This window comes from Algoriphagus sanaruensis, assembly GCF_001593605.1.
Lineage (GTDB): Bacteria > Bacteroidota > Bacteroidia > Cytophagales > Cyclobacteriaceae > Algoriphagus > Algoriphagus sanaruensis.
In genome coordinates this window covers 2,387,680-2,404,454 of sequence record NZ_CP012836.1, presented here as the reverse complement: position 1 = coordinate 2,404,454, position 16,775 = coordinate 2,387,680, and the positions used below count along the sequence as shown (strand labels likewise).

14 protein-coding genes are annotated in these 16,775 nt (G+C 39.8%); 2 read left to right on the top strand and 12 right to left on the bottom strand.

Annotated elements, in window-relative coordinates:
• Positions 1-9: 9 nt before the first annotated feature.
• The 7 genes from AO498_RS10500 to AO498_RS10470 form a co-directional block, all read right to left on the bottom strand.
• Positions 10-1,227 (bottom strand): tetratricopeptide repeat protein, encoded by a 1,218-nt coding sequence (locus AO498_RS10500; RefSeq protein ID WP_067547081.1) that lies wholly within the window; start codon positions 1,225-1,227, stop codon positions 10-12.
• A 26-nt stretch (positions 1,228-1,253) separates the two neighbouring features.
• Complete coding sequence (gyrA, locus tag AO498_RS10495; protein WP_067547078.1) at positions 1,254-3,788, bottom strand: DNA gyrase subunit A; 2,535 nt, start codon at positions 3,786-3,788, stop codon at positions 1,254-1,256.
• Between the two features lie 93 nt (positions 3,789-3,881).
• Entirely contained in the window at positions 3,882-4,901 is a 1,020-nt protein-coding gene (locus AO498_RS10490; RefSeq protein ID WP_067547075.1) for a hypothetical protein, read from the bottom strand.
• A 95-nt stretch (positions 4,902-4,996) separates the two neighbouring features.
• Positions 4,997-5,494, bottom strand: coding sequence for a hypothetical protein (locus tag AO498_RS10485; RefSeq protein WP_192842554.1), 498 nt, complete (start codon positions 5,492-5,494; stop codon positions 4,997-4,999).
• 103 nt (positions 5,495-5,597) lie between these two features.
• Entirely contained in the window at positions 5,598-6,266 is a 669-nt protein-coding gene (rpe, locus tag AO498_RS10480; RefSeq protein WP_067547069.1) for a ribulose-phosphate 3-epimerase, read from the bottom strand.
• Between the two features lie 54 nt (positions 6,267-6,320).
• A complete protein-coding gene (locus tag AO498_RS10475; protein WP_067547066.1) occupies positions 6,321-7,982 on the bottom strand; it encodes a S8 family serine peptidase in 1,662 nt (553 codons plus the stop codon).
• Complete coding sequence (locus AO498_RS10470; RefSeq protein WP_148660222.1) at positions 7,969-8,646, bottom strand: hypothetical protein; 678 nt, start codon at positions 8,644-8,646, stop codon at positions 7,969-7,971. Before AO498_RS10470 ends, AO498_RS10475 begins: the two co-directional genes overlap by 14 nt.
• A gap of 127 nt (positions 8,647-8,773) precedes the next feature.
• Between AO498_RS10470 and AO498_RS10465 the strand changes: the two genes are divergently transcribed.
• Entirely contained in the window at positions 8,774-9,394 is a 621-nt protein-coding gene (locus AO498_RS10465; protein ID WP_067547060.1) for a hypothetical protein, read from the top strand.
• A gap of 61 nt (positions 9,395-9,455) precedes the next feature.
• On the opposite strand, the gene AO498_RS10460 is transcribed toward AO498_RS10465, so the two are convergent.
• The 5 genes from AO498_RS10460 to AO498_RS10440 form a co-directional block, all read right to left on the bottom strand.
• The gene (locus AO498_RS10460; protein WP_067547057.1) at positions 9,456-10,403 is read right to left on the bottom strand and encodes an aldo/keto reductase; all 948 of its coding nucleotides are present in this window, start codon (positions 10,401-10,403) and stop codon (positions 9,456-9,458) included.
• Between the two features lie 67 nt (positions 10,404-10,470).
• On the bottom strand, positions 10,471-11,868 hold the full coding sequence (locus tag AO498_RS10455; protein WP_067550418.1) for an NAD-dependent epimerase/dehydratase family protein: 1,398 nt from the start codon (positions 11,866-11,868) through the stop codon (positions 10,471-10,473).
• A 62-nt stretch (positions 11,869-11,930) separates the two neighbouring features.
• A complete protein-coding gene (locus AO498_RS10450; RefSeq protein ID WP_082792294.1) occupies positions 11,931-13,286 on the bottom strand; it encodes a putative oxidoreductase C-terminal domain-containing protein in 1,356 nt (451 codons plus the stop codon).
• A gap of 100 nt (positions 13,287-13,386) precedes the next feature.
• Positions 13,387-14,757 (bottom strand): Gfo/Idh/MocA family protein, encoded by a 1,371-nt coding sequence (locus AO498_RS10445; protein WP_067547055.1) that lies wholly within the window; start codon positions 14,755-14,757, stop codon positions 13,387-13,389.
• 30 nt (positions 14,758-14,787) lie between these two features.
• Complete coding sequence (locus tag AO498_RS10440) at positions 14,788-15,756, bottom strand: DUF6807 domain-containing protein (protein ID WP_067547052.1); 969 nt, start codon at positions 15,754-15,756, stop codon at positions 14,788-14,790.
• 83 nt (positions 15,757-15,839) lie between these two features.
• On the opposite strand from AO498_RS10440, the gene AO498_RS10435 reads away from it, so the two are divergent.
• On the top strand, positions 15,840-16,760 hold the full coding sequence (locus tag AO498_RS10435; protein WP_067547049.1) for a ThuA domain-containing protein: 921 nt from the start codon (positions 15,840-15,842) through the stop codon (positions 16,758-16,760).
• The last annotated feature ends 15 nt before the right edge of the window (positions 16,761-16,775 follow it).

Genomic DNA, 16,775 nt, shown 5'->3' with positions numbered 1-16,775 from the left:
AATTTCAAATTAATTATCCATCCAATTTGGACCCAATTTTTCAACAAGCTTTTTGTTAATTGCCTCAACTTCAGCATTGTTTTTCAAACGAGTGTTGATTTGATAAAGAATGATAAGGATATCTGTATTATCAGGTCTGATTTCAGTGGCTTTATTAAAATAAACTACTGCCTTCTTGTAGTTTTCATCAGCCTTTGCACCAACGATTGGAGATTGTTTTTCCCACTCAGCGTCAGAAAGACTATTCAATCCATTCAACATTTCAGTTGCCTGCTCTAATAAAAGAGCGCCAGTGTAATAGTTTCCTTCAAAGAAATTTGGATCAATGGAAACTGACTTTTGATAATCAGCCAAAGCACCTTCAATGTCTCCAGCCTTTTCTTTCAAATAACCTGCTCTCAAAAGAAGTCCAGTATTATTCGGGTCATTCGCTAGTGCAGTATTGATTTGAGACATAGCCTCATCCATTTTATCCAATTGAAGCAACAAGTTGATTTCAATTTCTGCTAGGAACTTATCTTCAGGAAGGATTTCACGTGCCTTTTTTACCAATTCATAAGCACCTTCAGAATTTTTATCCTCATTGGTAAGGATTGGAATCAACATATAGTAAACGTTTGCCTTATTATCAGCACCATAGTTTTCAATATCTAAAAGCGCATACAAGTGCTTTTTCGCATTTTCATATTCTCCAAGGTCATTGGCTACGTATGCTGCATTGTAATGAGATAGTGTATCTGCATTATCAATTTCAGTAGAGAAATTGAAGAACTCGTAAGCAAGCTCCAAATCTTCTGCTTGATACCTTTCCAATGCCTTGTCATAGGAAGTGTTTTTCAAGGTAATGACAGAATATGGTCGAAGGTTGTCAGGAACACCCATCAAATCTTCTTCATAAACTTCCTTACCTACTCCAGCATTTTTATCACTACCGGCCATTTCAAAGGCTTTCAAAAAGGTAGCAAGGGCTGCATTCCCTTTTTCCAAGGTTTCCATGGTATTGGAAGAATCAGAACCAAAGATTTTGGTTTCGATTTGAGCCTTAAGAAGGAAAGTAGCAGGATCACCGCTAGTTTCAGGATTGGCAGTAGCTGCATCAATTGCAGTCAAAGCAGCTTGTAAGTCTCCAGATTTGAAGCCTTTTTCTGCTTCACGTACCACCTTTTTTTGTCCAAAAGCCAAAGAGGAAGCACCTACTAGGGCTATAGAGAGAATGAGCTTTTTCATTTAGCGTCGTGTTCTTATTTGTTTGGTTATTCAGTTATTTCTTGTGTATTGGTTGATTCTCCGTTTGAGTTTTCTGGCTGATCATCACCGGATACATCTGGGGTTTCTACCTCTTCTCTAGAAATCTTTTCAACAGAAGAAATTTCATCTCCTTCACCTACTCGAATTAATCGAACTCCTTGAGTGGCTCTACCCATCACACGAAGCTCATCCATCGAAATTCGAATGGTGATTCCAGATTTATTAATGATCATCAAATCATCTGTATCCACTACTTGTTTGATTGCGACTAGAGAACCTGTCTTCTCAGTCACATTCATCGCTTTAACACCTTTTCCACCTCTGTTGGTAATTCGGTATTCTTCAAGATCGGAACGTTTTCCATATCCTTTTTCGGAAACCACCAATAGAGTTGCTTTTTCCTCAGAGGCACAAACCATGCCAATGACATAATCATTTTGATCATTTAACGTGATCGCTTTTACCCCCGTGGCTGTACGTCCCATAGGTCTTACAGCTGATTCATGGAAGTGAATTGCTCTTCCGCTTTTAGCTGCAATTACAATGTGCTGATTTCCATTGGTCATGCTCACATTCACCAACTGATCATCCTCACGGAAGTTTAGGGCAATAATACCATTGGAGCGAGGTCTGGAATATTGTTCAAGGGTAGTCTTTTTGATGACACCTTGTTTTGTCACCATCACCAAGAAGTGATTATTGATATAATCCTGATCATCCAAGCTTTCTACTTGAATAATACTTCTGATTTTATCATCCGACTCAATATTGATCAAATTTTGAATTGGTCGACCTTTTGCTGTTTTACTTCCTTCAGGGATTGCATAGGTTTTGAGCCAGAATAGCTTTCCTTTATCGGTAAAGATCAAAAGGTAATTATGAGTGGAAGCTGTGAAAATATATTCTGTCCAATCGTCCTCTTTGGTAGATACTCCTCTTGATCCAACTCCACCTCTTCCTTGCGTACGGTATTCAGTGAGAGCAGTTCGCTTCACATATCCTTGATGAGAAACAGTTATAACCACTTCCTCATTTGGAATCATGTCTTCATAGCTGAAATCTTCCGCATCATGCTCGATTTCAGTTCGACGATCATCTCCATACCGATCCTTCATTTCCATAAGTTCGGCCTTGATGATCTCCATTCGCTTATCTTCATTGGCGAGGATTTCTTTCAATTCCTCAATCAAGGCCATGATCTCTTTGTACTCTTGAACGATTTTATCTCGTTCCATTCCGGTGAGACGCTGAAGTCTCATATCCAAAATGGCGCGAGCCTGAATCTCACTTAATCCAAATCGATCCATCAATCCATTTCGAGCGGTCTCAGGATCTGCAGAATTTCGAATCAGCGAAATCACTTCATCCAAGTGATCGAGCGCGATCAAATATCCTTCTAAGATATGTGCCCTTTTTTCTGCCTCTTTAAGCTCATATTCAGTTCTCCTTACTACCACTTCATGACGATGACTGACATAATGTACAATCAGGTCTTTCAAGTTTAGAGTTAAAGGACGACCTTTTACGAGGGCAACGTTATTGACTGAAAATGAGGTCTGAAGAGCTGTCTGCTTATATAGGTTATTTAAAACCACATTGGCTACGGCGTCGCGTTTGAGTTCATAAACGACACGCATCCCAGATCTATCTGACTCATCCCGGATAGCAGAAATTCCTTCGATTTTCTTTTCATTGATAAGCTGAGCAGTTTTTTCAACCATGCTCGCTTTATTTACCTGATAAGGAATTTCTGTGATGACAATCATCTCTCGATTTCCATTATCCTTGGTCTCGATATTTGCCTTTCCTCGAATTACAATTCGTCCTCGTCCTGTTTCGAAGGCAGCTTTTACGCCGTTGTAACCATAAATAATTCCACCAGTAGGGAAATCTGGAGCAGTTATATGCTTCATCAATTCTGCTACGGTAATTTCTCGATTATCTATGTAGGCTATAATACCATCAATAACTTCTCGAAGGTTATGAGGAGCCATATTTGTAGCCATACCAACCGCAATACCTGAAGCTCCATTTAATAGAAGTGCAGGTACTTTAGCAGGAAGGACAGTTGGCTCTTTTAGGGAATCGTCAAAGTTGAACTGAAAGTCAACGGTTTCTTTATTGATATCAACCAATAACTCCTCGGCAATTCGCTTTAATCTCGCCTCGGTATATCGCATTGCTGCGGGATTATCCCCATCAACAGAACCAAAGTTACCTTGACCATCTACCAAGGTATATCGAAGTGACCAGTCTTGGGCCATTCGAACCATGGTATCATAAACTGCTGAGTCTCCATGTGGGTGATATTTACCCAACACTTCCCCTACAATTCTGGCTGACTTTTTATAAGGTTTATTATGCAATACTCCGAGTTCTTGCATTCCATAAAGAATACGTCTGTGAACTGGCTTTAGTCCGTCTCGGACATCTGGAAGTGCTCTGGAAACAATGACTGACATCGAATAATCGATGTAAGCCCCACGCATTTCCTCTTCAATATTAATTGGAATGATGTGCTCGTTTTCTCCTTGGGCCATAAAGTGCTTTTTCGCGCGTAATTAAGCCGCAAGATAGTAAAAACATCAAGGTTATGAAAGGTGGATTTTAACTTGATGGAAGCCTATTGGTAATCAATACCATTGTCCAATTTTTCGGTTTTGAAATCTAAAAATCGAGCTTCCTCTAAACTCAATTCCATCATGCATATGCTTCATGACCACTCCACAACCTTGGATTTTGCATCGTTTAGTTCCGGGAAGTGTCATTGCCAATCCTGCCTGCAAGCCAAAAACTTGTTGTTTAATCAATTGGGATTCTGAAAAATCAGAGGCCGAAAAAGTAAATTCTCGGAATTCTACTCCTCCCTTTAAAAAGACCTTGGCATAATCTGATATTTCTCGTTCAATTCGCAAGGATGCTCCAAAATAAGGATTATCGGAAACAGCCAACCTAGGCTGATAATTGGGGGTTTGAGCAGTTAAATTGGAAGAAACAAACTTGGATAGTTTCATTTTTCCAAATTCCCCTTCTATGATAAACCTCCAAGGATATAGCTGTCTTGCTCGCTGCCGAAGTTCGGATTGCATATAGAGGTTATTACTGCTGTATTTTCGGTATTGCCATTTTAAAAATGATCTCCTTTTCGAAGCATCCCATATTACCAAGCCTGCCGTGCCATAAGTTTTTGAAAGCTGGTAGGTACCTCCTTCAAAAGCAAATTCATGCTCGTTTCCTCTCATTGGGTCAAGTCTCCCCCACTCTTTGCCAAAGCCTCCACCTATGGTAATAAGATTAAACAAACTAAGCCTAATTCCACCATTGAATAATGGCGAAATCCACTGATTAGAAGAAAGAGCCAGGGTATCATTGACAGAATATTGGTAGGTATCTAAGCCTTGAATCGGACTTATTGGATATAGAGAGGGTCGATCCGAAAGAAATTGCATGTTCATTAGATGATATGCCCCACCTCCAGAAACCTCCAGACTAAACATTTCCAAAACTGTTCGAGCAGCGTTGCCTACTGATGATTCACTCTTGGGATTTTTCGCTTTGTTGGTTATTCCAAAAATATCATCTTGAGCAAATCCTAAATTTTGGAAACCCAACAGCATCAATAGACCCAAGCAATAAACAGTACAATTCTTCATGGAAGACTTAACGATGAAATGAAATATTTGGTGTGAAAATAAAAAAAGAAGCTCCACCAAGGGAGCTTCTTTTCCATCTTTTTAAGAATTCCTAATTATTGACCGTCTCCGTCTTCTTTATTAGCTGCCTTCAATTCAGAAATCAACTGGTCGAGTTTTTCCTTAAGAGCTGGATCCTCTTTGGTTGCAGACAGGACTTTATTGTAAGTTCCTGCTCCTAAGACTTCCTCATCCATAATAAGATTAGTCTTAAACTCCTTCACCACATCAGTTAAAGAGGACTGAAAATCCTGAACTGCTTGGTAGGCAGCCTTTTCCTCATCGGTCACATTGGCTTCTGTCATTTTAGCCTCATCTCCCCAAGCAGCCTTGATCTCATTATACCTAGCGCCTCCTTTGAAAATTTCATTTTCAAGGATCATTTTTCTAAGCTCATCCGTCTTAGACTCCACAAATTCAGAAGTCTTCACCTCCATAGCTGCATATTTTTTCAGCTCATCTTCAGTAACACCTTCATTTTCTGAAGATTCCTGCGCCAATGACGTCAAACTTAAGCCTCCAAAAAGAGCCAAAAACATCCAAAATTTTCTCATAATTCTTTAGGTTTAAATTGATACAATTTTCAATAAAACCCATCCAAAAAGAAAAAACAACCCAAAAAGTCTTATTTAAGATATTTTATGATAAGCGGTAAAGTCAAATTTGAGCACTTGGAAAAGAGTCTTTCAATCGTTTTATAGTGGCTTTGGGATCCGAAGAGGAAAAAACAAAACTTCCTGCAACAAGGATATCAGCCCCAACTTTAATTAATTCCGAGGCATTGGTACTACTCACTCCTCCATCCACTTCAATCCATGCTTTTGAATTTTTAGCCAGAATAAGCTCCTTTAATCTTGCAATTTTTTGGAAGGTATTTGAAATAAATTTCTGACCACCGAACCCAGGATTGACTGACATCACACAAACCAAGTCCAAATCTTGGATGCAATCAGAAAGTAAATCCACTGGTGTATGGGGATTAATGGCAACACCCGCTTTCGCACCTAATGATTTTATAAATTGAATGGTACGATTCAAATGCGTACAAGCCTCATAATGAACCGTCAATACTTCAGCACCAGCCTCTCGAAATGCAGACAAATATTGATCAGGATTAACAATCATTAAATGTACATCCAGAGGCTTTTTAGCATGGTTGTGAATCGCTTGAGTCACCGGTAAACCGAATGAAATATTAGGTACAAATACCCCATCCATGATATCTACATGAATCCAATCTGCCTGAGATTCATTGAGCATGGTAACTTCCTGCTGAATATTGGCAAAATCTGCGGCAAGGATTGAAGGAGCAATTTGAACAGACATGATTTTAATTTTGGATGATTTTTCAGGCTAAGGAAATCGAATTTTACGTCAATTTTATTTTTTCAACAGTTTAGTTTGATAAAAATCCCCTCCTTCTCGAAGCCTAATTAAATACAAGCCAGGCTTGATTGAGCCTAAGTCTACTTGGTAATTTTCTTTTATTGAACTCCTTATCAAAACCTGTGATTGAAAAGTCCTTCCAGAGCCATCGATCAATTCGAAATAGGCTTGATATCCATTACCAAATTGAATTGATAGCTCAGAATTAATTAATGGATTTGGAAAGATCCGGTATTCTGGCTTTTCAATCTCCTCGATAGCCAAAATTTCACCATAATAGGCATCCAAAAAATTGGGAATACCATATCCAAGGTCATTATCAGGATCTTCGCTTTTGGTAGCACTTCTAATTAGGTTTAAAATCAATTGGTCTTTGGTCCATTCGGGTCTAGCTTCCCAAAGGCCTGCTGCCAGGGCTGTAATTTGAGGCGCAGAAAATGATGTTCCTTGCCCAGCTCCAATAGCTCCATTCGCATAAACCAACACTGGGGCTTGCCCGAAAGCAGTTAAATCTGGCTTTATTCTTCCATCACCTGTAGGACCTCTAGAGCTGAATCCCGATACCGCTCCTTCTTGAGTGACTGAGCCAATAGCTAAAATCCCTTCGGCATCTGCAGGCGCTACTAAACTTGAAGCCCCTCGTCCCCCATAATTTCCAACACTGTTTACTACTAAAATCCCTTTTTGAGCAGCAATAGAGGCGCCTTTGGTAATGGTAGCAGTTTTCCCATCCAGATCTTCTAATGAATAATTCATCGCTAGATCATCAAAATCCCAGTATCCTAGCGAACTATTGATAATATCTGCCCCTAAACTATCTGAATACTCCGCGGCTCTTACCCAATTAAATTCTTCAATTCGATATTCGGTAGCAACCTCTTCTGTGATTGCTAAAATGTATTCCGAATCATAAGCTCCAGCAATCATTTTATCAGGTTGGTATGCTGCTATTAAGGATAAGACATTTGTTCCATGTTGATTATCCATGAACACTTCCTGATTCCAAGGTCTTACCAAGTCTTTTTGCCCAATAATCTTATTTCCATCGAATAAGTGTGAAAAAGCAGCTGCATTCTTTACCCCAGGAAAACCGGCATCAAAAACGGCAATCGTAATTCCTTTTCCTGTAAACCCTTCTTCATGCATTTTATCGATTCCAATTAATTGATTTTGAAAATCATACGAATTGGATTCAGCAGCCATTAATCGTTCATTGAATTTGGGTTCTTTACAAGTTTCAAGGGTCGTACTGACTCGAAGTTTGTAAGTTATTCTTGCGTTGGGATTGACCAAAAAACCCTTTGCAACTAGTTCCACTCGATCTACAAATGGTAATTTCTCAATTTCAATTTTCCGACTTTCGTCTGTTACTAAGACCAACGCATTCATCCATTTGCTGGAATACAAAAGATAATCAGCTTTATCCTGAACTTGATCTATGTATTTAGCAGAAACGGGTAAATCCAAACTATCAGCGTTTATTCCCTCCCGCGTTCTTCTAGCTATTGCTTTTGGGGTCAAAAATTCTCCAGCATTAGTCAGGGTGAAACTTTCTTGCGGCTTGTATTTAAAATAAACAGCATATCGATCTTGCCCAAAAGCAACCGCAGCAAATCCTAAAAAACCGATTAAAAACAAGATTTTAATTCTTACCATAATCCACCAATTTCATAAAAACACTATACCCTCCATCAATCAGCTGATCTCCCAAACAATCATTACGGGAACAATAGGAAATCACTTCATCCAACTTTTCGATCATTCCAACCTTCTCTCCGTAGATTTCATATCGATTATCTCTGAGAGTTATCAAATCGTCAAATTCTTCTTGAATAACTTTAATTCGCTTCGATCCATCAACTTCATCCAAAATCACCGTTTCAAATTCATCAGGATCTCGTGGCTGAAATACCATTCCATCCCATGCTTTTCCATCCGTCATCGGGAAATTCAGGACAACAACCGGTTGATTTTGAATGGTTCTCACCAATAAATTCTCTCTTAAATCAAGCGTATATTCCAATTCGGTAACCCAAAATACCTGATCATAAGATTTTGCACGCTCCACCACAAATACGGGCTCATTTTGTGCACTTAAATAAAAAGTCCTAATCCGATCACGGTAGAAAAACTGATCTGATTCTGAATCATTTTCTCCGAAATAGATCGTTTGATCCACCTCGTAAATCCAATAGGAACCAATATCCAAGGGTTGAAATGAAGTATCAATACCAGCCCCAAAGGGCTCAAATTTTTCCTCACAGGAGAAAAACGGCATACAAAGGGCAATGAGTAAAAATTTTATCGATTTCACGTCCATGATTTTCAAAATTAAAAATAACGCTAATTCTGAGGAGATGGCTTGGAACACCAAAATTTTCAAAATTTTGTTTTTCCTTTTCTCAAAAATAAGCATCAATTACCTTCGTGGCTAAATAATTTTGGTCATGGCTCTTCGAACCTTTGTAAAAATAAATAGCATCACCCACTTGACTGACGCTCGGTACTGTGCGGGAATGGATGTCTCGGTGTTGGGATTTTCATTGGAAACAGGTTCTTCCAATTATGTTGCTCCTTCCCAATTCCAAGAAATCTCTGGTTGGATTTCAGGAATTGAATTATGTGGAGAGTTTAATGCCCTTTCATCTAGTGAAATCCGAGAAATCCTTTCCCAATATCCTGGTATCACTTGGATTCAACATGATGATCTGTCCTCACTCTTGGAATTCGCAAATCAGGAGTATGAGTTGATTTGGAAAGTAGACTTGGATTCAGTCGAACAGTACTTAAGCAGAAATACTCAAAATCTAGATGGAATCCAGATCCACTTGCTACTAACCAATGATTCAAATTTGAGCGATAAATCTATCCCATCTACTATTTCAGATTTAGCTCAGAATTTCAAAATTATTTATGGAGGAACTATCACTCCTGATTCGGTTGAAACGCTTTTGAGTTCTTTGCCTTTAAGCGGATTAGCCTTGGACGGTGGTGAGGAAATCAAACCAGGATTAAGAGACTTTGATCAGATGGCTGATATTTTGGAAAGCCTCGAAATCGAGGATTAATCCAAGCAAAAAGGCCCTCAAGAAATTTAGATTCCTGAGGGCCTTTTCATTTTTTATAACCTTAATCCCAAAGATCGGCCAATTTGTATGGACTTTGGGGACCAGTGAAGAACGAGCCATCCACAAAACGATGGTTGATTCCAATCTCTGAAAGTGACTTCATATCCTTCTCATCTAGTACGAGGTCTGCTGATTTCAAATTATCAATAATCCTTCCTTGATTAATTGATTTAGGAATAACTGCTATATCTCTAGCAATAGACCAGGCGATTAACACTTGTCCAATCGACGCCCCATGCTTAGAGGCGATTTCTTGGACGACTGGATTTTCCAGAAGCTTAGGATCATTCTTATGTCTATCAGCTCTAGAATCTGGTGAGCCTAATGGAGAATAAGCAGTAACTAAGAGGTCATTTGCTTTGCAAAAATCTACCAAAGACTGCTGAGGAAGAAATGGATGAAGCTCAATCTGATTCATTTCTGGCTTTTCCCCACCAAGGTCTAGGATTTCCTTCAACTTCTTTTGGTTAAAATTGGATACTCCGATATGGCGGGTCAAAGCAGACATCTTTTGATCCTGCATGCCTTCCCAAGTCTGAGCCAAAGGAACATCTTGGTAGGTATAAAACTCCTCTCTGAGTGTAGCAAAAGAAACCCCACGTTTAAATGCGATTGGCCAATGGATCAAATACAAATCAAGATAATCCAATCTGAGGTCAGTAAGTGTTTTTTCCAAAGCGGGTTTGACGTCATCGTGTCGATGAGAATCATTCCAAAGCTTGGAAGTAATGAATAAATCTTGTCGTTTTACCAATCCATCCCCTATCGCATCGGCAATTCCTTGCCCCACTTCTCGCTCGTTTTGGTAAATAGCTGCACAATCAATATGTCTATAACCGGCCTCAATAGCCCAATATACTGCCTGTCTTACTTCTCCGGGTTTACTTTTCCAAGTCCCTAAACCCAATATTGGCAAATGGTCTCCGTTTTTGAATTGAAGTATTTTCATAGAAATGGTCGTATTCAAATAGTTTGGTTGAGTTAAATCTAGTCAATTCTAAAAGAAGCAAGTTCTTTTAACTCTTTTTACTTAAGTACTTTTTAAATCGGTTCATCACCCAAAGGTGCAATTTTGCTTGGGTATGCACATAGACAAACCAAGGCAATCGAGGCACAAATTCATGAATGGCTGAAATAATGTATCGGCTGTCTAAGACCTCTCTAAATTCTAACCATCCATAATCAAATCGCTTCACCAACCAGCCGCCTGTGATATAAAACAGTTGCCGCTGCTCGTCACTTCGGTCAGGGATCTGGGTAAGTTGTAGCATCGGCTTTTTACCCCAGAGCAGATGAAATCCCAAGTCTCCACGTTCTGTCACTTTTCCATTAATCAAAAATCGGAAAAAGCTTGGAAGCCAAATGGCATATCGATTTGCTACCCAAAGTGCCGAGTTGCGATTGGAATTTGAAAATCGTTGAATCGATCTCACGGTATTTTTGGCACCAACCGAATAATGGAAAGTGGGTAAATTCGGCCTTTCTTTGGATTCTAAGGCAAAATGAACCGCTTGATCAAAGGTCAAATAGGTTAGTTCCTTGCCTGAGAATTTGTATTTTGAATGGACAGTCAAGGTATGTTTTAAGCTTTCAACCAAAGGTGAAACCAGCTGAGGAGGACTATCACCAAATAAGCCTACCCAAAATTTTGAAAACCCCAATGAGAATACAGGAACAGAAAATATAATCCTTCTTTTACCCAACACTTCGGCTGTTCGCTTCAACATCTCCTTATAGCTCAGGATTTCAGGGCTTCCGATTTCAATCGTTTTATGATAGTAGGAAGGATTTCCGATGCAGAAATCCAAAATTTCCAAAGTGTCCTGAAGTGAAATAGGTTGAGTCACTGACTCCGTCCATTTCGGACACATCAAAATTGGAAGGCGATCCACCAAATTTTTGATCATATCAAAACTAGAACCTCCAGGCCCAACAATAATCGAGGCTCGAATGGCAGTTAGCTTTGCTGATCGGGAGCCTAAAGTCTGCTCCACTTCCAGACGGCTTTTGAGATGTCTGGACAAGGAATCTTCTTGTTCATCAGGCAAAAGACCGCCTAAATAAACAATTTGCTTTACCCCGTTCAATTCAGCAGCTCGGCTAAAATTATCTGCTAAAAGTAAATCAGTATCCTCGAATGAACCTTGATTTAATCGCGTAGAAGCATTCATGGAATGAACCAAATAGATGGCAACATCCACTCCCTTTAACGCTTCTACAGTCGAAGTAATTGAATACAATTCAACTTGCCGCCACTCGACTTCAGGATAGGGATTAGATTTGACTTTCTTTCTGCTCAACCCGATTAGGTGATATGAATCCCGGTATTTTTCAATAAACCAAGAACCGATATATCCTCCCGCTCCAGCGATCACTACAGTAAGTTTTTTGGGAGCATTGAGGGATTTATCCATAAAAGAAAAAGGCTGAGTAAGCATTTCAACTCACTCAGCCTGTCACATGTTTTACTAAAGGATTATTTTGAAGCCAAATCAAAGGCTTTCGTAGTTGTATAATATTTAGTAATCATATTTGGTACTTCCCAAGCTGGCATATTTCTCTTTTCGAAATATTCCAAGAATCTTTCTGTCACTTGGGCAAAATGCGCCTCATGTCCATTATGATAGCTATCAGGAATAGTGATTTCAATTTCACCATTGGTAAGTTGTCTTGTACCGATACCCGGATATTTGGCTTGAAGTGTTTCAGAGACAGCTTTATTGAGCGCCGATTGATCGGAATCGATAAGTTTTACATAAAGTGCAGGTCGATAATTCTCCTCTTTTCCTTGACGAATTATCAAACTAGCCTTACTTCCCCGCATCATGCTATAGTGGGTGTCACCTGCTCCTTCTGGTGCCTGATAATTCCAAATCACCGAAACTTTAGCATGTTTGCCTTTTAGGGCATAGGTCATTTCTCCATTAGCAAGAACGTCCAAGGTTTCTGTTGGAGAAAAGCTTGGAGTTTTTCCAGTGACTTGTGCAAATTGATCAAAGGTCAATTTGGTCGGCATTAATTTCGCCTGCAACATTTGAACATCAGAAGTATCCATAATTTGGTCTGGAAAAGCTTCCCATTGAATTAAATCGACCAAATGTGTAGTCACATCTACGATTCCAGAACCTTCTACAGCGGTATCAAAAAACCAATCAGGACGAACCAATGGTGCTCCAGAAACATATTTAAAGAAATGATGGACTGATTCTTTCGTGATTGAAGGGTTTTCAGGAGTTCCATTTTCTAATTCGCCAAATACTTCTGGAATCATAGATAACTCTCGTTGCAAAAGGGTGGTAATCTCAAATCGCTCCGTCATGATATCGTACAGAAGCAAATTTTTCTCTTGAGCCATTTGAAAAGCTGCAACCAGTTTTTGAAATCCTGCTTGATTTATGACTAATGGTTTATCGGCATATACATGAATGCCATTTTCAATCGCTGCTGTGATGTAATCGATTTTGATGTTGTTTTTACCCGCCACCATCATCACATTTCCAGGCTTTTGAGTGATCATTTTTTCCAAATAATCACTACCTGTGTAAACTTCCAGATTCCAAGCAGTCGGATTTTCTTCTCGATTATTGTAGGAAGCCAAACGATTCAAATGATCTTTCAATTCCGCCCCTTCAGGTGCAAAAATGTATACCGTCGAATCTACATTTGGATACATGGTCTTATGTATCAATCCCGCGTGAAAATGTCCGGGATCCAAGGTCATAATTCGAACTTTTGAATCCGATTCAGAGGTAGTCGTATTCATTTCTTTAGGCGTGCAACTGGCAATAAAAAGAGCCAATACGGCTCCTGAAATGTAATTTTTTGAAATCATGGGAAGGTGAATGGCAGTATTATATGAAACTAAGTTGGAATTTTGAAAGAAAATCAAAAGCTGAACAAGCTCTACCTAGTTCAGCCTTTGATATCAACTATTATACTTTTACATAATCCGTACCCCAAGGAGCTCGCTGAGGTCTACTCAAATGGCTATTTGCCTCAGGATCATTAATGAATTCCTCTTTAATTGGATCCCAAGCAAGCTTTCGTCCCATCTTCATTGCAATATGACTGATCAAACAAACAGAGCATGCTCTATGTCCGATCTCAACTGGCGATAACAATTCAGTCTTTCCTTGAATCGCATCCAGCCAATTGCCATGGTGCTCTGCACTCCGAGTAAGGCGAATTTCATTCTCACCAATAACTGACTGAAGAATTTTGGGATCTGAGGCATCCAAAGCCTTGGCATTGTTACCTTGAGCAACTGGATCAGAAGCTGAGGCTGTATAATTTCCTCGGGAAACCCAAATCCATCCCTCCGTACCTTCATAGCGAATTCCGTTAGGATATCCACCTGAAGTCAACATGACCACGCCATTGTCATATTCTGCTTTGACCATAAAGTCCCCATGAACATTCCAAAAACCAGCTCTTGGAAATTCGGCCACAGCCTCAATGTATCTAGGACCTGTCAATTCGGTATCCATGCCCCAGGCAGCAGAATCAAAGTGGTGTTGCCCCCAACCCGTAATCATTCCGGCACCATAGTTTTCATGCCTTAACCATCCTGGTCGGCTGTAATCATGTTGTGGATGAACTCCAATTTCCGAATAAGGAATTTCTGGAGTGGAGCCTAACCACATGTCAAAATTCAAATTGGATGGAATTGGCATTGCAGGGGCATCCGGACCAGCAGGATCTCCAGGCAAACCTATCCGAACCGTATGCAATTTTCCAATTCGGCCATTTCTAACTAGTTCTGCTGCAATTCGAAATTGCTCGCTGGATCGCTGCTGAGTGCCAAGTTGAAGGATTACACCTGTTTTATTGACCACATTAACGAGTTGACGACCTTCCTTAATAGTCAGAGAGGTTGGCTTTTGCACATAGATGTGCTTTCCTGCCAACGCAGCCTCCATCGCAGGCTGGGAATGCCAATGGTCAGGGGTAGATATGATTACGGCATCGATATCCTTATTCAATAGCATTTCTCGATAATCGCCATACTGTTTGACATCGAGATAAGGACTTCCCATCTTTTTGGTGTAGTAATCCTCAATCAATTTTTTTCCGTCTGCCATCCGTTTGCTGTCGACATCAGAAACAGCCACAATCCGTGCTACGTCATGACGCCAGGTTCCGGGAAGATCATGTTCCCGTGCAATCCGGCCACATCCAATCTGACCAATATTTATTTTGTTACTCGGTGCGTTTTTACCAAAAACAGAGGCCGGAACAATGGTTGGTATTCCAAATGCCGCAGTAGCTATGGCCGTCTTCTTCATAAAATCTCTTCTTTCCATGGTTGTATATCAGATTAAATCGGGTTCAAATTATTTAACAAATGCTCTCCAATAGGCTTCAGCTTCCTCTGCGCTCATTTCCCCATCAAACACAATCATTCGATATTTCAAGGTATATCGGTTTCCAGGCTGAATTTCCCAAGATTCATGTCGAATAGGACAAAATTCCACAAACACATTTCCTTCACCATTGTACTGTCCCACTGGCCAAACACGGAGTGGTTCTGGATGTGCTTTGTTATTATTATGACTGAGAAATAATATCCCACTTTGACCTTCAGATGCACCGGTCTTCCCTTTTACTAAAATCCATTTGGCTTCAGTTCCATCAGCAGTCTTTCGATCATGTCCCGCTGAAGTCAAAATGGTACTGTTTGAATCTCCCCAGAGTTCGGTCGCTCTAAAACCAATACCGCCTCCATACCGATAATCGTCTAAAAGGATTCCATTTTTTACCTTAGTAAAAATTGTAGTTGTATAATCGACCAAATAGCGCCCCTTATCTGCAGTTTTTACTTTGATTCTAAGATCTTCTTCAATAGCAAGTTTTTCGGCTTCAGGTGCTTTTAAATCAAGATGGTTTTGTCGAACATTCAGTTCAGCGGCGCCCCCAGCTACTTTTTTAGAAATGACATGTGAAAAATCCACTCTTCCCTTTTCATCTCCCAAATTCCAAAAATCCACTTCTCGACCATTGATTGTAGCTCGAGTCCATGGCCCCCAAATCCCATAGTGATGATAGTGATCCTTTGGCTGTACTCTACTCAGTATCTGACCACTTGGAGACGTGATAGGATGGATAAAGCCTGATTTTGAAAAGGCTTCTTTAACCCCATCCGGAACAGGTAGCTTCGCTTTTTGATAGGTTAAAACTCGCTGGTTATCAATGTAAAAATCAATACCAGTGGAAGTATCTTTTAAGGACACCTGTTGCGAAATCGATACCGTAGAAAATAGGAAAATGAATAGGTTTAAGGCTAAAATTCTTTTGAAACACATGGAATTTTCAGGTTATTGGGCTAGTACTTTTCAAGATATCAAAATCCATTAGAAAGACTGACCTTAATAAACCCTAAACCCATATGAACAAGCGTATTTTCTACGGAATCGTTTTCCTTTTTTTTAGTCATTTCGTGATAGGCCAAAGCCTACCTGAAGTGGACTTGAATCAAGGATGGATCGAAAAAATAACTGCATTAGCTCCCGAAAAAGCCTCCTATCCAGCCAAAAAGAAAAAGGTCTTGGTATTTTCCCTTCACACAGGATTTAATCATTGGGTTCGCCCGCATACTGAAGAATTAATCAAAATTCTTGGTGAAAAAAGTGGCGCTTTTGATGTCAGTGGAAGTAAAGATCTTGCCATGATGGAATTGAAAAACCTCCAAAAATACGATGTGCTTGTGCTCAATAACACTAACTCAAAACCTGACCACCGAAATTTATTTTGGGATCAACTGAAAGAAGATGGGATCGGTGATTCTGCTCTAGTCATGCAAAAGGCCATTGAATTGGAGGCTAGCCTCAGGAAGTTTGTGGAAAAAGGAGGCGGATTATTAGTGCTTCATGGGGGAAATACCATCTTGAATAATTCCATGGACTTTAGCCGATTATTAGGAGGAAGCTTTGATTACCATCCACCTCAACAGGCATTCCAGGTAAGATTAGAAGATTCGAATCATCCTTTGGTAAAGGCATTTCCCAAGGAAGGATTTAATCATGTCGATGAACCTTACTTCTATAAGAATGCCTACGAAGAAATGAACTTCAAACCTCTTCTATATTTCAATAATGCTGAAATCAAAAACCAGCGAAAAGGCCAAGAGCTAACCGAAGGAAAAACCTATGTCGCTTGGATTCGGGCAGAAGGAAAAGGAAAGGTCATGTATGCGTCTCCTTCTCATAATGCTCAAAGCTTCGAAAATCCTCAGCTATTACAATTTTTCCTTGACGGGCTTCAATATGTTGCCGGAGATGTGGATTGTGACGAAACTCCAATCCGATAAATAAAAAGAGGCGAT

What these genes read in the sequence shown, in the direction of transcription:
- AO498_RS10440 (WP_067547052.1), bottom strand. Translation starts at nt 15,756, where the DNA reads ATGTGTTTCAAAAGAATTTTAGCCTTAAACCTATTCATTTTCCTATTT.
- AO498_RS10445 (WP_067547055.1), bottom strand. Translation starts at nt 14,757, where the DNA reads ATGGAAAGAAGAGATTTTATGAAGAAGACGGCCATAGCTACTGCGGCA.
- AO498_RS10460 (WP_067547057.1), bottom strand. Translation starts at nt 10,403, where the DNA reads ATGAAAATACTTCAATTCAAAAACGGAGACCATTTGCCAATATTGGGT.
- AO498_RS10465 (WP_067547060.1), top strand. Translation starts at nt 8,774, where the DNA reads ATGGCTCTTCGAACCTTTGTAAAAATAAATAGCATCACCCACTTGACT.
- AO498_RS10470 (WP_148660222.1), bottom strand. Translation starts at nt 8,646, where the DNA reads ATGGACGTGAAATCGATAAAATTTTTACTCATTGCCCTTTGTATGCCG.
- AO498_RS10500 (WP_067547081.1), bottom strand. Translation starts at nt 1,227, where the DNA reads ATGAAAAAGCTCATTCTCTCTATAGCCCTAGTAGGTGCTTCCTCTTTG.
- AO498_RS10450 (WP_082792294.1), bottom strand. Translation starts at nt 13,286, where the DNA reads ATGATTTCAAAAAATTACATTTCAGGAGCCGTATTGGCTCTTTTTATT.
- gyrA (WP_067547078.1), bottom strand. Translation starts at nt 3,788, where the DNA reads ATGGCCCAAGGAGAAAACGAGCACATCATTCCAATTAATATTGAAGAG.
- AO498_RS10435 (WP_067547049.1), top strand. Translation starts at nt 15,840, where the DNA reads ATGAACAAGCGTATTTTCTACGGAATCGTTTTCCTTTTTTTTAGTCAT.
- AO498_RS10475 (WP_067547066.1), bottom strand. Translation starts at nt 7,982, where the DNA reads ATGGTAAGAATTAAAATCTTGTTTTTAATCGGTTTTTTAGGATTTGCT.
- AO498_RS10490 (WP_067547075.1), bottom strand. Translation starts at nt 4,901, where the DNA reads ATGAAGAATTGTACTGTTTATTGCTTGGGTCTATTGATGCTGTTGGGT.
- AO498_RS10455 (WP_067550418.1), bottom strand. Translation starts at nt 11,868, where the DNA reads ATGGATAAATCCCTCAATGCTCCCAAAAAACTTACTGTAGTGATCGCT.
- AO498_RS10485 (WP_192842554.1), bottom strand. Translation starts at nt 5,494, where the DNA reads ATGAGAAAATTTTGGATGTTTTTGGCTCTTTTTGGAGGCTTAAGTTTG.
- rpe (WP_067547069.1), bottom strand. Translation starts at nt 6,266, where the DNA reads ATGTCTGTTCAAATTGCTCCTTCAATCCTTGCCGCAGATTTTGCCAAT.